Here is a 14,278-nt window from a genome sequence, read left to right as displayed (position 1 = left end):
GGCAATACTCTTCGGTAACCGCAGACCGGCGTGACCCCCGTCACGTCCCTCCACCCCTGAAGGCGGCTTCCACGATGGCTCTCGATGTACCGTACCGTTCCGTACCGGACATGTTCCTCAAGCGCGTGGCGGACTCCCCCGACCGGCACGCCTTCGCCCACCCCGCACCCGACGACTCGGGCCCGGTCTGGTTGACGTGGGAGCAGGTCGGGCAGCGCGCCAAGGCGATCGCGGCCGGGCTGCACGGGCTGGGTGTGGGCCTCGAGGACCCGGTGGCGATCCTGGCCAACACGCGGCTGGAGTGGGTGCTCGCCGACTTCGGCGTGATGTGCGCCGGCGGGGCCACCACCACCGTCTACCCCACCACCGAGCCCGAGGAGGCGGCGTACATTCTCGCCGACTCGGGGTCGCGGGTGCTGTTCGCGGAGAACCCGGCCCAGGCCGCGAAGGTCGCCGGCGCGGAGCTGCCGGCGCTGACCCACGTGGTGCTCCTCGACGGCGCGGCCGACCCGGCGGCCGGCGTTCCCCAGCTCACGCTCGCCGAGCTGGAGGAACGCGGCGCCGCCGCGCTGGCCGCCACGCCCGGCCTGATCGACGAGCTGGTCGCCGGCATCGGCCCGGACCACCTGGCCACCCTGATCTACACGTCGGGCACCACCGGCCGGCCCAAGGGCGTGGAGCTGCTGCACGGCGGGTGGTGCTGGGAGGGTGTCGCACAGGCCGAGCTGGGCCTGCTGCGCGTCGACGACCTGCAATATCTGTGGTTGCCGCTGTCGCACTCGTTCGGCAAGACGCTGCTCTGCGGCGCCACCCACGTCGGGCTGCCCACCTACGTCGACGGCCGGGTGGACAAGCTGGTCGACCTGCTCGGCGTGGTCCGGCCGACGCTGATGTGCGGCGCGCCCCGGGTCTTCGAGAAGGTGTACAACAAGGCGGTCACCACCGCGCAGGGCGCGGGCGGCGCGAAGGCGAAGATCTTCGGCTGGGGCGTCGCGGTCGGCAAGGAGAAGGTCGCGCTGGAGCAGGCCGGCAAGCCCGTCCCGGCCGGGCTGCGGATGAAGTACGCGCTCGCCGAGAAGCTGGTCTTCAGCAAGCTCCAGGCCCGGCTCGGCGGCCGGATGCGGGTCCTGGTCTCCGGCGCGGCGCCGCTGAGCAAGGAGATCGCCACCTTCTTCGCCGCCGCCAACCTGCCCATCTCGGAGGGGTACGGCCTCACCGAGACCAGCGCCGGCGCGTTCGTCAACCCGCCGGACGGTCTCCGGATCGGCAGCGTGGGCCGGGCCATGGGCGACCTGGAGTGCCGGATCGACACCGACGGCGAGATCCTGGTCCGGGGCCGGCCGGTGATGCGTGGCTACCACAACCTGCCCGGGGAGACCGCCGAGGCGTTCACCGACGACGGCTTCTTCCGCACCGGCGACATCGGCACGCTCGACGACGACGGCTACCTGCGCATCACCGACCGCAAGAAGGACCTGGTCAAGACGTCCGGCGGCAAGTACGTCGCGCCGTCGCACATCGAGGGCATGTTCAAGGCCATCTGCCCGTACACCTCGCAGGCGGTGGTGATCGGGCAGGCCCGCAACTACTGCACCATGCTGGTCACGCTGGACCCGGACGCGATCAAGGGCTGGGCCGCCGGCACGCCGCTGGAGGGGGGCGACTACACCACGATCGTCACCTCGCCCGAGGCGCGGACGATGGTCGAGGGGTACGTGGACGAGCTGAACGCCAAGCTCAACCGCTGGGAGACGATCAAGAAGGTGACGATCCTCCCCCGCGACCTGACCATCGCCGACGGCGAGGTCACCCCGTCGTTGAAGATCAAGCGCCGCAGCGTGGAGACCAACTTCGCCGGCGAGATCGACAAGATGTACGAGGGCACGCTCGCCGAGCTGTGACGTGCCCCCGGCGCCGCGCCGGCCGTGCCCCACCGTCCCGGGGCACGGCCCGCGCGGGACCGGCTCCGGCGGCCCGCGCCGGTCACAGGTGTTCCCGACGCCACCGGCTCTGCTCGGCCTCGGCGGCCACCTGCTCCTCCAGCGCGAGCTGACGCACCCGGCGGCGGCGGCCGTTCTCGCTGCGCGTCTCCCAGGTGACGCCGGCGCCGGTGAGCACCGCCAGCACGCCCAGCGCGGCCACCTCCGGGATCCGGAACGCGAACGGGCCGACCGCGGCCAGCGCCACCACCGTGACCAGCAGCGGACGGTGCAGCTCGCGCACCGCCAGCCACCAGCAGCCGGCGATGCTGAGCAGGTAGAGGGCCACCCCGCCGAAGAGGACGCCGCCCCAGAAGTCCCCCAACTGCCACCCCCAGGACGGGGAGGCCGGGTCGGCGACCTCGGCGAGCAGGTCCTTGAGGCCGAGCGCGTAGAGGATCGTCCCGGTGACCACCGGCAGGTGCAGGAACGTGTAGACCGAGCGGCTCAGCCGCAGCCGGGCGTCCTGGTCCCGGGCGTGGTGCAGCGCCTGCTCCAGCGCGAACGCCAGCGTGTCGAAGTACGCCCACCACAGCGCCGCCACGATCGTGATGCCGAGCAGCGCGGCCACCGCCACCGGGCCGGTCAGCGGCAGGCCGGTCTTCGGGCCGAGCCCCAGCGCGATGATCGACTCGCCGAGCGCGACGAGCACCATCAGCGCGTGCCGTTCCGCCCAGTGCCCGGCCGAGACCACGACCCACCAGTGCCAGGCCACGGTGGTGCCGACCACGTACTCGATCAGCACCGCCAGCGTCCAGAGTGCCAGTTGCAGCGCGACCGCGAACCGGCCCTCGGGCAGCCGGGCCGGGACGGTGCCGGCCACCACGAGCAGCACGGTGGCCACGACCGGCACCAGGACGCGCAGCAGGAACCGCCGGCCTCGCGCCGGATCGGCCCGGTCCACCCGGGCGAAGACGGTGAGCTGGGCCAGCCGGATGGCGGCGTAGCAGCCGGCGAAGACCAGCGGGCCGGGCAGGCCGCCCGGGCTGTCCCGGAACGCGCTGGGCGCGCTGAGCACGAGCAGGAACGTGGCGGCCACGGTCACGAAGCCGACCAGCGGCAGCATGCCCTGGTCGGCGCGGCAGGCGTTGCCCACCCGCGCGAAGCCGGTCCACGACCACCAGAGCAGCGCCAGCACCAGCAGGAAGCGGTAGAGGTTGACCGGGGTCAGCACGGTGGCGGTCAGCGTGGTGACGCTGAGGAACGCGAAGACGAAGACCAGGTCGTAGAAGAGTTCCAACCGGGTGGTGCGGGAGCCGGGCGCGGCGGCGCGTAGCGCCCACGCCCAGCGGGCGTCGCTCCGGTTCCCCACCCGGGCAGTCTGCGGGCACGCCGCCGGCCGGGGACCCGGTTCCGCCGGCAACCACCGGAACGGGAACGGTCGCTCAGGCGATGACGCTCGGTTCCCGCCACTGCGGCCGGCCGGCCCGGTCCAGGTCGTAGCGGACCGCGGCGAGCCGCCCGACCGCCTCCGCCAGCTCCGCGGCGGGCAGCGTGAACGGCAGCCGGAGGAACCGCTCCAGCGTGCCGTCCAGGCCGAACCGGGGACCGGGCGCCAGCCGTACGCCGACCTCCTCGGCCGCCCGGGACAACGCGCTGGAGACCGGGCCGTCCAGCTCGGCCCAGAGCGTGACGCCCCCGCGCGGCACCCGGAACCGCCAGTCGGGCAGCCGGTCGGCGAGCGCGGCGACCAGCGCGTCCCGCTGGCCGACGAGCTGGGCCCGGCGGGCCGCCACGATGGCCGGCGCCTGGGCCAGCAGGTGCACCGCGACGAGCTGGTCGAGAACCGGACTGGCCATGTCCACGCCGACCCGGGCCGCGGCCAGCCGCTGCACCTGCGGCGCGGAGGCGCGTACCCAGCCGATCCGCAACCCACCCCAGTAGGGCTTGCTCATCCCGCCGATGCTGATCACTCGGGAGTGCCTGTCGAAGACCGCCACCGGCGGCGGCAGCGGGGTGCCGTCCAGCGGCAGGTCGACGAAGGACTCGTCCACCACCAGGTCGGTGCCGGAGGCGTGGGCCGCGCCGACCAGCCGCTCGCGCAGGTCGGCCGCCATCAGGTGGCCGGTCGGGTTGTGGAACTCCGGAATCACGTACGCCAGCTTGGGCCGGGTCTGCCGGAGGCTGCCGAGCAGCAGGTCGGCGTCCCAGCCGTCGTCGGAGAGCCCGTGCGTGGCGATCCGGGCCCGCCGGGCGGCGAGCGCGGCGAGCGCGTTGGGGTAGGTGGGCGACTCCACCAGCACGCCGCCACCGGGTGACAGCGCCAGCCGGAGCACCAGGTCCAGCGCGTGCTGGGTGCCGCTGGTGACCATGATCTGCTCGGGGCTGGTGGGGAGACCGCGCTCGGTGTAACCGCGGGCCACCGCCTCCCGCAGCTCGATGATCCCGGTGGGGTGGTAGCCGGCGCCGCCGAGGTAGCGGGGCAGGTCCTCGGCCGCCGCGCGGGCGGCGGGGACGAGCTGCGGCGGGGCGGAGAGCGCGGCGACCCCGAGGTCGATCATGTCCCGGTCGTCGAGCGGCGTCCAGAGGCCGGTGCTGGCCACCCGGTGGGTGCCGGGCAGCATGGTCCAGCTCCCGGCCCCGCGTCGGCTCGCCAGGTGGCCGCTCTCCCGCAGTTCCCGGTACGCCGCGGTGACGGTGGTCCGGCTGATCCGCAGCGCCTCGGCCAGTTCCCGCTCGGCCGGCAGGCGTACCCCCAGGGGTAGCCGGCCGTCGGCGAGCAGGCCGCGCACGGCGGCGGCGAGCGCGACGTAGTCCGGGCTGCGCCGGCGGCCGGGCAGCGCGTGCCACTGGCCGAGCAGCCGCGCCAATTGGACACCGCGCACCTGGCTGGTCATAGCCACTCCTCCCCGATTGGCCTCTCCGGCTTCGTCAATTGGACCCTAGGGTGGCATGCATGGCACAGCTTGGCAATCTCCGGGACCGGCCGGTGCGGCGGCCCACCCAGCTCTACGCCGGCCTGGTCCTCTACGGGCTCAGCATGGCGCTGATGATCCGGTCCGGGCTCGGCCTGGACCCCTGGGACGTGTTCCACCAGGGGCTGGCCCGGCAGACCGGGCTCTCCTTCGGCACGGTCACCATCGCCGTCGGCGCCGTGGTGCTGCTGCTCTGGATCCCGCTGCGGCAGCGACCCGGGCTCGGCACGATCAGCAACGTGGTGATGATCGGGCTGGTCGTCGACGGCACCCTGACCGTGCTGCCACCGGGCGAGGGCCTGCCGGTCCGCGCCGCGCTGCTGGTGGTCGGCATCGTCGCCAACGGCGCCGCCACCGGCCTCTACCTGGGTGCCGGGCTCGGACCCGGGCCGCGCGACGGTCTGATGACCGGCTTCGTCGCCCGCCATCCGCGCCTGTCGCTCCGGCTGGTCCGGACCGTCATCGAGGTGACAGTGCTCGCCCTCGGCTGGCTGCTCGGCGGCACCGTCGGTCTCGGCACGGTGGCCTACGCGCTCGCCATCGGGCCGCTCGCCCAGCTGTTCATTCCGATCTTCGCCATCCCGGCCCGACCGGTCAGCGCCTACGCTTCGTGAGCACAGCCGGGCCGACCGCCACCGCGCGAGCCGGCCCGGACGGCGCTGAGCTGCGACGACGCGCGGCGGCAAAACCGGGTGTTTTCTCCGCCGTCGTGGACGGGCATCATTCGTGCATGGGGGACAACGGATGGCGTTGGAGCGACGCCTGGATCTTCGTGGCGTTGGTCATCGCGAGCGGTGCCGGCCGGCACCGTCGGGCCGCCGCCACACGCCGCCCCGAAGGGGTACGCCTCGCCGACGTCCTCTCCACCGCCGACCACCTCAACCAGGCCATTCCCGAGCGACACGAGGTCGAGGGGGCGGTCCGGCGGCTCGTCGGCGCCGGCCTGGTCAGCGTCTCCGACGGGTGGTTCCGGGTCACCCCGGACGGTGAACGGCTCTGGCGCACCCGACCCAGCGCCGGGCTGGGCACCACCGTCGACACCGTGCAGGGCGTGCTGACCCGCCGGCACCCGCCGGGCGAGTCCGAGTGGCAGCTCGCCGAGGACGACCACGCCGCCGCCGTCCAGGAGTACGTGGTCCGGTCCATCCCGATGCCCCGCCGGTCCCCCGAGGGGCGTTCCGGCCGGCCATGAGCGCCGTCCGGGCCGGCACACCGGGCCGCCGGCTCAGCGCACCGGGTGCCCGGCGTCGCGCAGGGCATCCTTGACCTCGCCGACGGTCAGCTCACCGAAGTGGAAGACACTGGCCGCGAGCACCGCGTCGGCGCCCGCGCCGACCGCCGGCGGGAAGTGCGCCACCGCGCCCGCGCCACCGCTGGCGATCACCGGCACCTCGACCACGTCGCGGACCGCCTGGATCAGCGGCAGGTCGAACCCGGCCTTGGTGCCGTCGGCGTCCATCGAGTTGAGCAGGATCTCGCCCGCGCCCAGCTCGGCGGCGCGTGCGGCCCACTCCACCGCGTCCAAGCCGGTGCCGCGCCGCCCGCCGTGCGTGGTGACCTCGAAGCCGCTGGGCGTCGCCCCGGCCGGGGCGCGCCGCACGTCCAGCGAGAGCACCAGCACCTGGCGGCCGAACCGGTCGGCGATCTCGGCGATCAGCTCCGGCCGGGCGATGGCCGCGGTGTTCACGCCGACCTTGTCCGCCCCGGCCCGCAGCAGCGTGTCGACGTCGGCGACCTGCCGGACGCCGCCGCCCACGGTCAGCGGGATGAAGACCGACTCGGCGGTGCGCCGGACCACGTCGAGCATCGTGCCGCGGTCGCTGGACGAGGCGGTGACGTCGAGGAACGTCAGCTCGTCCGCGCCGGCCCGGTCGTACGCCGCCGCCAGCTCCACCGGGTCGCCGGCATCGCGCAGGTCGACGAAGTTGACGCCCTTGACCACCCGTCCGGCGTCCACGTCCAGACAGGGAATGACCCGCACCGCCACCGTCATGCCGGAAAGCCTAGCCAACGCGAGAGCGGCGGCGGCCGGCCGGTGAGGCCGGTCACCGCCGCTCGTGGCGGGCGTCAGAGGCGGACGAGCATCTTGCCGAGGTTCTCGCCGCGCAGCAGGCCGAGGAACGCGTCCGGGGCCTGCTCGATGCCGTCGATCACCGTCTCGTCGTACGACAGGCGACCCTCGCGCAGCCAGCCGGCCACCTCCTGCACGAACTGCTCACGCAGGTGACCGTGGTCACCGACGAGGAAGCCGCGCAGCGTCAGCCGCTTGCCGATCACCAGCGCCAGGTTGCGCGGGGCGGCCGGCGGCTCGGCGGAGTTGTACTGGGCGATCATGCCGCAGATCGCGGCCCGGCCGTGCAGGTTCATCGCCCCGATCGCGGCCTCCAGGTGCTCCCCGCCGACGTTGTCGAAGTACACGTCGACGCCGTCCGGCGCGGCGGCCTTGAGCTGCTCGTACACCGGCCCGTCGTGGTAGTCGAAGGCGGCGTCGAAGCCGAGCGCGGCGAGCCGCTCGACCTTCGCCCGGGAGCCGGCGCTGCCGATCACCCGGCCAGCGCCGCGCAGCTTCGCGATCTGCCCGACCATCGAACCCACCGCGCCGGCCGCGCCGGAGACGAAGACGGTCTCCCCGGGCTTCATGGCGGCCACGTCGAGCAGCCCGGCGTACGCGGTCAGCCCGGTCATGCCGAGCACGCTCAGGTAGACGCTGACCGGCGCGAGGCCGGCGTCGACCTTGCGCACGGCCTTGGCGTCGACCAGCGCGTACTCGCGCCAGCCCAGGCCGTGCAGCACGACGTCGCCGGGCTTGACGCCCTCGGCCGCACCGGCCACCACCTCACCGATCGCGCCGCCGTCGAGCGGGGCGTCGAGCGCGAACGGCGGCACGTACGACTTGACGTCGTTCATCCGCCCCCGCATGTACGGGTCGACGGACATGAACTGGTTGCGCACCACGACCTGACCCGGACCCGGGGCCGGCATCTCGGTGGTGACCAGCCGGAAGTTGTCGGCGGTGGGCCAGCCCTCGGGGCGGGAGGCCAGGTGGATCTCCCGGTTCACGCTGCTCACAGGGCCTCCCGGACGGTCAGCGCGACCTCGACGTTGCCGCGGGTCGCGTTCGAGTAGGGGCAGACCTGGTGGGCCGCCTCGACCAGCTTTTCGGCGGCCGACCGCTCGACGGCGGGCAGGTCCACCACCAGTGTCACGGTCAGGCCGTAGCCGCCGCTGCCGTTCGGGCCGATGCCCACCTCGGCCTCGACGACCGAGCCGGCGACGTTCGCCTTGGCCTGCCGGGCGACGATGCGCAGCGCGGAGTGGAAGCAGGCCGCGTAGCCGGCCGCGAAGAGCTGCTCGGGGTTGGCCGCGCCGCCGGCGCCGCCCATCTCCTTCGGCACCGCGAGGTCCAGCTCGACGGTGCCGTCGGAGGTGCGGACGTGGCCGTCGCGGCCGTCGCCGGTGGCCTTGGCGGACGCGGTGTAGAGGACCTGCATGTCACTGCTCCTTCGGTCGGTGGATCGTCTCGGTGACCCGGGTGAGCGTGTCGCGGAGGTTGACCAGTTCGGCCTCCGTGAGGCCGGTGGCCACGGCCACCCGCATCGGCACGTCCGCCATCCGCTCCCGCAGGCTCCGGCCTCGCCCGGTGAGGCCCACCTCGACCCGGCGCTCATCGACCGCCGAGCGGGTACGCACCACCAGGCCGGCCGCCTCCAGCCGCTTGAGCAGCGGGGAGAGCGTGCCGGAGTCGAGCCGGAGCCGTGCGCCGAGCTCGGAGACCGTGGGGGCGTCGTCGTCGCGCTCCCAGAGCACCAGCAGCACCAGGTACTGCGGGTAGGTCAGGCCGTGCTCGTCGAGGATGGGCCGGTAGACGTCGGTCAGGGCGCGCGACGCCGCGTAGAGCGCGAAGCACACCTGCCGGCGCAGCACCAGATCATCGGTCACCCGTCGAACTGTAGCGCGCAATCAAGTTGCGCACAACTTGATTGCGCGCAGGTACGCGCACGCTCACACCGATAGCCGCGCTTTCCCGGAAAGCGGGCCTATTCCGGCCCGGATACCCACTCTTTCCGTGAAAGAGGGCGCACCGCCTCTGGGGTCAGGGGTGCGGGAGCCACGCCTCCAGCTCGACCTCGACCAGGTGCTCCGGGTCGACCAGGCCGGCCACGACCACCATGGTCGCCACCGGACGCACCGGGCCGAACACCGCGTTGTGCGCCCGGCCCACCTCGTCGACGTAGAGCCGGTCGGTGACGTACATCCGGGTCCGCACCACGTCGGCCGGCCCGGCCCCCACCTCGGCCAGCGCGTCCAGGCCGATCCGGATCGCCTGGGCGGTCTGCGCCGCCGCGTCCCCCACGTGCGCCACCCCGCCGTCGACAGTGGAGGTGCAGCCGGCGGTGATCGCCAGCGCGCCGGCCCGGACCACGCGGGAGTAGCCGTAGACCGACTCCCACGGGCCGCCCGAACCGAGCCGGGTGACCACCGTGCCGTCGCGCGGCGGCTCCCCCACACCGCCGACCGGCAGCGCGCCCGGGGCGGTGGTCACGCGCCGGACCGCAGCGTGGCGAGCGCCTCGGCGACGGTGAACGCGCCGGCGTAGAGCGCCTTGCCGGCGATCACACCCTCCACGCCGATCGGCTCCAGCGTGGCCAGCGCCCGCAGGTCCTCCAGCGTGGACACCCCGCCGGAGGCGATCACCGGCGCGTCGGTGCGGGCACACACCTCGCGCAGCAGGTCCAGGTTCGGCCCGCGCATGGTGCCGTCCTTGGTGATGTCGGTGACCACGTACCGCGCCGCGCCGGCGGCGTCCAGCCGGGCCAGCACGTCGTAGAGGTCACCACCGTCGCGGGTCCAGCCCCGCGCCGAGAGGGTACGGCCGCGCACGTCCAGCCCGATCGCCACCCGGTCCCCGAACTCGCCGCAGATCCGGTCGCACCACTCGGGATCCTCCAACGCGGCGGTGCCGATGTTGACCCGGGCCGCCCCGGTGCCCAGCGCCGCCCGCAACGACTCGTCGTCACGGATCCCGCCGGACAGCTCCACCTTGACGTCCAGTTTGCCGACCACCTCGGCGAGCAGCACGGCGTTGGAGCCCCGGCCGAACGCGGCGTCCAGGTCGACCAGGTGGATCCACTCCGCGCCGTCGGACTGCCAGGCGAGGGCCGCCTCCAGCGGGTCGCCGTACGCGGTCTCGCTGCCGGCGGCGCCCTGCACGAGCCGGACGGCCTGGCCGTCGGCGACGTCCACGGCGGGCAACAGGTCAAGGCTCAACGGTTGTCTCCTCGCATCCTCAACGACGGTCCAACGCGATCACCACGATCGCCGGCAGGACCAGCAGCAACAACACGACCAACGCCAGCCGCAGCGCGAGGTCGTCGACGAAACTCCAGATGCCGACCACCGCGACGGCGGTGAGCAGCACGACGGCCGCCCGCTCACGCCGGCTGTGCCGACGCAGCCGACCGGTGCGACCCCGCCGCAGCCGGGGCGTCAGCCGGCGTACCCGGGCCCGGCGCCGCTCCCGGCGGGCCCGGACGGCGCGCTCCCGCTCCTGCTCGGCCTCGCGGGCCGCCCGCCGGCGGGCCCGCTCCTTACTCAAGCGTGCCGAGCCAGTTGCGCAGGAGCGCCGCGCCCGTGTCGGCCGACTTCTCCGGGTGGAACTGGGCGGCCGACAGCGCGCCGCGCTCCACCGCCGCGACGAAGTCGCCGCCGTGGTGCGCGGTGGTCACGACGGCGCCGGCGGCGGCGAGCGCCGCCGGGTCGGTGACCCCGTAGGAGTGCACGAAGTAGAACCGGGCGTCGGCCGGCAGGCCGGCGAAGAGCACCGAGCCCTCCGACGCCCGCACCGTGTTCCAGCCCATGTGCGGCAGTCGCGGCGCGGGCAGCCGGGTCACGCCGCCGGGCAGCAGCCCCAGCCCCTTGGTGACCAGGCCGTGCTCCTCGCCGTGCCCGAAGAGCACCTGCATGCCGACGCAGATGCCGAGCACCGGGCGCCCGGCGGCGACCCGGTCGGCGATCACCGGACCGGCGCCCAACTCCTCGATCCCCGCCATGCACGCGGCGAACGCGCCGACCCCCGGCACCACCAGGCCGTCGGCCTCGGCGGCGGCGGTCAGGTCGTCGGTGACCGTCACGTCCGCGCCGGCCCGCTCCAACGCGCGCTCGGCCGAGCGCAGGTTGCCCGAGCCGTAGTCGAGAACCACCACCCGCCGGGCCATTAGCCCTCCCCGGGCAGCAGCCAGAGCAGCCCCGCGGCGGTGGCCAGCACGGCCAGCAGGCCGGTGACCACCACGGCGGCACGGGCCGCGCCCTGCTTGTGGAGCGACCAGGTCCCGCCGACCAGCACCCCGGCCAGGATCAGCAGCAGCGTCGGCCACACCCTCACGACAGGGCGCCCTTCGTGCTGGGCACCACGCCGGCGCTGCGCGGATCGATCGCGGTCGCTTCGCGCAGCGCCCGGGAAACCGCCTTGAACTGGGCCTCCACCACGTGGTGCGCGTCCGGGTGGCCGCCGGGGCGGGCCGCCCGCAGCACGTCCACGTGCAGCGTGACCCGGGCCGCCTGACCGAACGACTCCCAGATGTGCCGCGTCATGCTGGTCGGGTAGACCGGCCCGATGTACGGCGACAGCGCCGGCTCGTCGTGCACCACGTACGGCCGGCCGGAGAGGTCGACCGCGGCCCGGACCAGCACCTCGTCCATCGGGACGGTGGCCGAGCCGTACCGCCGGATGCCGGCCTTGTCGCCGAGCGCCCGGTTGAACGCGGCGCCCAGCGCGAGCGCGGTGTCCTCCATGGTGTGGTGCGCGTCGATCTCCAGGTCACCGACCGTGTGCACGGTCAGGTCGAAGCCGCCGTGCCGGGCGATCTGGTGCAGCATGTGGTCGTAGAAGCCGACGCCGGTGGAGATGTCGGCCTGGCCGGTGCCGTCGAGATCGATCTCGACGAGCACCTTGGTCTCGTTGGTGACCCGCTCGATCCGGGCGGTGCGGTTCATGACAACTTCTCCATCGCGGACAGAAAGGCGTCGGTCTCGGCCGGGGTCCCGGCGGTGACCCGCAGCCAGCCGGGCAGGCCGACGTCGCGGACCAGCACGCCGGCGTCGAGCAGGGTACGCCAGGCGGCACCCTGGTCGCCGCCGACGTCGAACAGTACGAAGTTGGCGTCGCTGTCGGCCACCCGGCGCCCCCGCGCCCGCAGCTCGGCGACGATCCGGTCGCGCTGCGCCATGATCGCGGAGACGGAGCCGAGCAGCGCGTCCCGGTGCGCCAGCGCCGCGCGGGCGGCGGCCTGGGTGAGCGCGGAGAGGTGGTACGGCAGCCGGACCAGCTGCACCGCGGCCACCACCGCCGGATCGGCGGCCAGGTAGCCCAACCGGCCGCCGGCGAACCCGAACGCCTTGCTCATGGTGCGGGTGACCACCAGCCGCGGGTGGCCGGGCAGCACGGCCAGCGCGCTGACCGTGCCGGGCCGGGCGAACTCCGCGTACGCCTCGTCCACCACCACCATGCCGGGCGCCTCGGCCAGCACGGCGGCGACCACCGCCGGGTCGAGCGCGGTGCCGGTCGGGTTGTTCGGCGAGCAGAGGAACACCACGTCCGGACGGTGCTCGCGCACCTGGGCGACCGCGTCGGCGGCGGTGAGCCCGAAGTCGGCGTCCCGGGTGCCGGGGAGCCACCGGGTGCCGGTGCCGAGCGCCAGCAGCGGATGCATCGAGTACGCCGGGGTGAAGCCGAGCGCGGTGCGCCCGGGACCGCCGAACGCCTGGAGCAACTGCTGCTGGATCTCGTTGGAGCCGTTCGCCGCCCACACGTGCCCGGCGGTGAGGCCGTGGCCCAGGTATGCGGCCAGATCGGCGCGGAGCGCCACCGCGTCCCGGTCCGGGTAGCGGTTCAGGTCGCGCAGTTCGGCCGCGACCGCCTTGGCGATCGCCTCGACCACCGGCTCGGGCACCGGGTAGGAGTTCTCGTTGGTGTTCAGCCGCACCGGCACGTCGAGCTGCGGCGCGCCGTACGGGGAACGGCCGCGCAGGTCGTCGCGGATCGGCAGGTCGTCGAGGGTGGTCACGAGTCGCCTCCGGGGAAGCGGACGCGGACCGCCTGGCCGTGCGCCGGAAGGTCCTCCACGCCGGACAGCGTGACCACGTGCGGGGCCACCTCGCGCAGCGCCTGCTCGGTGTATTCGACCAGGTGCACGCCGCGCAGGAAGGACTGCACGGACAGCCCGGACGAGTGCCGGGCGCAGCCACCGGTGGGCAGCACGTGGTTGGACCCGGCGCAGTAGTCGCCGAGCGACACCGGCGACCAGGCGCCCACGAAGATCGCGCCGGCGTTGCGCACCCGCAGCGCCCACTCGCGGGCGTTCTCGGTCTGGATCTCCAGGTGCTCGGCCGCGTACGCGTCGACCACCCGCAGCCCGGCCGCCAGGTCGTCGACGAGGACCACGCCGCTCTGCTCGCCGCGCAGCGCGGTGTCGATCCGCTCGGCGTGCTTGGCGGCCGGCACCTGCCGGGCCAGCTCGGCGTCGACCGCGTCGGCCAGCTCGGTCGACGGCGTGACCAGCACGCTGGCCGCCAGGGGGTCGTGCTCGGCCTGGCTGATCAGGTCGGCGGCGACGTGCGCCGGGTCGGCGGTGTGGTCGGCCAGGACGGCGATCTCGGTCGGGCCGGCCTCGGCGTCGATGCCGACCACGCCGCGCAGCAGCCGCTTCGCGGCGGTGACCCAGATGTTGCCCGGTCCGGTGATCATGTCGACCGGGTCGCAGCGCTCGTCCCCGGCCGGGTCGACAGTCGCGCCGTACGCGAGCATGGCCACCGCCTGGGCGCCGCCGACCGCGTACACCTCGTCCACGCCGAGCAGCGCGCAGGCGGCGAGGACCCGCCGGTCGGGCAGGCCGTCGTTGTCCTTCTGCGGCGGGCTCGCCACCACCAGCGAGCGCACCCCGGCCGCCTGGGCGGGAACCACGTTCATCACCACTGTCGACGGGTACATGGCCAGACCGCCGGGGACGTAGAGGCCCACCCGGTCGACCGGCACCCACCGCTCGGTCACCGTGCCGCCGGGCACCACGGTCGTGGTGTGGTCGGTCCGGCGCTGGTCGGCGTGGACCTTGCGGGCCCGGGTGATCGACTCCAGCAGCGCGGCGCGGACCTGCGGGTCCAGCTCGCCCTCGGCGGCGCGGATCACCTCGACCGGCACCCGCAGATGCTCCGGCGCGACGCCGTCGAACCGCTCGCTGGCCTCCCGGATCGCCGGGTATCCATGCTCGCGGACCGCCTCGACGAGGGGGCGGATCCGCTCGACCGCGACGGAGACGTCGAGCTGGGCACGGGGCAGCAGGCGGCGCGGGTCGGGCACCCCGCCGCGCAGGTCGATCCGATTCAGCACAC

At 74.1% G+C, this 14,278-nt stretch carries 17 protein-coding genes; 3 read left to right on the top strand and 14 right to left on the bottom strand.

Annotated elements, in window-relative coordinates:
- The first annotated feature begins 74 nt into the window (after window positions 1–74).
- Entirely contained in the window at window positions 75–1,901 is a 1,827-nt protein-coding gene (locus VKK44_RS06740; protein ID WP_343445976.1) for an AMP-dependent synthetase/ligase, read from the top strand.
- 82 nt (window positions 1,902–1,983) lie between these two features.
- On the opposite strand, the gene VKK44_RS06735 is transcribed toward VKK44_RS06740, so the two are convergent.
- Window positions 1,984–3,291 (bottom strand): low temperature requirement protein A, encoded by a 1,308-nt coding sequence (locus VKK44_RS06735; RefSeq protein WP_343445975.1) that lies wholly within the window; start codon window positions 3,289–3,291, stop codon window positions 1,984–1,986.
- Between the two features lie 73 nt (window positions 3,292–3,364).
- Entirely contained in the window at window positions 3,365–4,816 is a 1,452-nt protein-coding gene (gene yczR, locus VKK44_RS06730) for a MocR-like transcription factor YczR (RefSeq protein WP_343445974.1), read from the bottom strand.
- 59 nt (window positions 4,817–4,875) lie between these two features.
- On the opposite strand from yczR, the gene yczE reads away from it, so the two are divergent.
- Both yczE and VKK44_RS06720 read left to right on the top strand, forming a co-directional pair.
- Window positions 4,876–5,508 (top strand): membrane protein YczE, encoded by a 633-nt coding sequence (yczE, locus tag VKK44_RS06725; RefSeq protein ID WP_343445973.1) that lies wholly within the window; start codon window positions 4,876–4,878, stop codon window positions 5,506–5,508.
- Between the two features lie 116 nt (window positions 5,509–5,624).
- Window positions 5,625–6,086 carry a hypothetical protein gene (locus VKK44_RS06720; protein ID WP_343445972.1) on the top strand — a complete coding sequence of 154 codons (462 nt, stop codon included), beginning with the start codon at window positions 5,625–5,627 and terminating at the stop codon, window positions 6,084–6,086.
- A gap of 33 nt (window positions 6,087–6,119) precedes the next feature.
- Here the strand turns inward: VKK44_RS06720 and hisF are convergent, their stop codons facing one another.
- The 12 genes from hisF to hisD form a co-directional block, all read right to left on the bottom strand.
- Window positions 6,120–6,887: an imidazole glycerol phosphate synthase subunit HisF gene (hisF, locus tag VKK44_RS06715; protein WP_343445971.1), complete on the bottom strand. Its 768-nt coding sequence runs from the start codon at window positions 6,885–6,887 to the stop codon at window positions 6,120–6,122.
- A 74-nt stretch (window positions 6,888–6,961) separates the two neighbouring features.
- Window positions 6,962–7,963, bottom strand: a complete 1,002-nt coding sequence (locus VKK44_RS06710) for an NADP-dependent oxidoreductase (RefSeq protein ID WP_343445970.1) — start codon at window positions 7,961–7,963, stop codon at window positions 6,962–6,964.
- Complete coding sequence (locus tag VKK44_RS06705) at window positions 7,960–8,385, bottom strand: organic hydroperoxide resistance protein (RefSeq protein ID WP_343445969.1); 426 nt, start codon at window positions 8,383–8,385, stop codon at window positions 7,960–7,962. The genes VKK44_RS06710 and VKK44_RS06705 overlap by 4 nt, the downstream gene beginning before the upstream one ends.
- Before the next feature lies 1 nt (window position 8,386).
- On the bottom strand, window positions 8,387–8,833 hold the full coding sequence (locus VKK44_RS06700) for a MarR family winged helix-turn-helix transcriptional regulator (protein WP_343445968.1): 447 nt from the start codon (window positions 8,831–8,833) through the stop codon (window positions 8,387–8,389).
- Window positions 8,834–8,987: 154 nt separating this feature from the next.
- A complete protein-coding gene (locus VKK44_RS06695; protein ID WP_343445967.1) occupies window positions 8,988–9,437 on the bottom strand; it encodes a RidA family protein in 450 nt (149 codons plus the stop codon).
- Window positions 9,434–10,162, bottom strand: a complete 729-nt coding sequence (gene priA / locus VKK44_RS06690; RefSeq protein ID WP_343445966.1) for a bifunctional 1-(5-phosphoribosyl)-5-((5-phosphoribosylamino)methylideneamino)imidazole-4-carboxamide isomerase/phosphoribosylanthranilate isomerase PriA — start codon at window positions 10,160–10,162, stop codon at window positions 9,434–9,436. Before priA ends, VKK44_RS06695 begins: the two co-directional genes overlap by 4 nt.
- 19 nt (window positions 10,163–10,181) lie before the next feature.
- Window positions 10,182–10,490, bottom strand: coding sequence for a hypothetical protein (locus VKK44_RS06685; RefSeq protein ID WP_343445965.1), 309 nt, complete (start codon window positions 10,488–10,490; stop codon window positions 10,182–10,184).
- A complete protein-coding gene (gene hisH, locus VKK44_RS06680) occupies window positions 10,483–11,109 on the bottom strand; it encodes an imidazole glycerol phosphate synthase subunit HisH (RefSeq protein WP_343445964.1) in 627 nt (208 codons plus the stop codon). The genes VKK44_RS06685 and hisH overlap by 8 nt, the downstream gene beginning before the upstream one ends.
- On the bottom strand, window positions 11,109–11,276 hold the full coding sequence (locus VKK44_RS06675; protein WP_343445963.1) for a hypothetical protein: 168 nt from the start codon (window positions 11,274–11,276) through the stop codon (window positions 11,109–11,111). The genes hisH and VKK44_RS06675 overlap by 1 nt, the downstream gene beginning before the upstream one ends.
- The gene (gene hisB, locus VKK44_RS06670) at window positions 11,273–11,887 is read right to left on the bottom strand and encodes an imidazoleglycerol-phosphate dehydratase HisB (RefSeq protein ID WP_343445962.1); all 615 of its coding nucleotides are present in this window, start codon (window positions 11,885–11,887) and stop codon (window positions 11,273–11,275) included. The genes VKK44_RS06675 and hisB overlap by 4 nt, the downstream gene beginning before the upstream one ends.
- Window positions 11,884–12,957, bottom strand: coding sequence for a histidinol-phosphate transaminase (locus VKK44_RS06665; RefSeq protein ID WP_343445961.1), 1,074 nt, complete (start codon window positions 12,955–12,957; stop codon window positions 11,884–11,886). Before VKK44_RS06665 ends, hisB begins: the two co-directional genes overlap by 4 nt.
- On the bottom strand, window positions 12,954–14,276 hold the full coding sequence (gene hisD / locus VKK44_RS06660; protein WP_343445960.1) for a histidinol dehydrogenase: 1,323 nt from the start codon (window positions 14,274–14,276) through the stop codon (window positions 12,954–12,956). The genes VKK44_RS06665 and hisD overlap by 4 nt, the downstream gene beginning before the upstream one ends.
- Window positions 14,277–14,278 lie beyond the last annotated feature (2 nt).

This window comes from Micromonospora sp. DSM 45708, from assembly GCF_039566955.1.
Classification (GTDB): domain Bacteria; phylum Actinomycetota; class Actinomycetes; order Mycobacteriales; family Micromonosporaceae; genus Micromonospora.
This window is presented reverse-complemented; position numbering and strand designations above follow the sequence as displayed.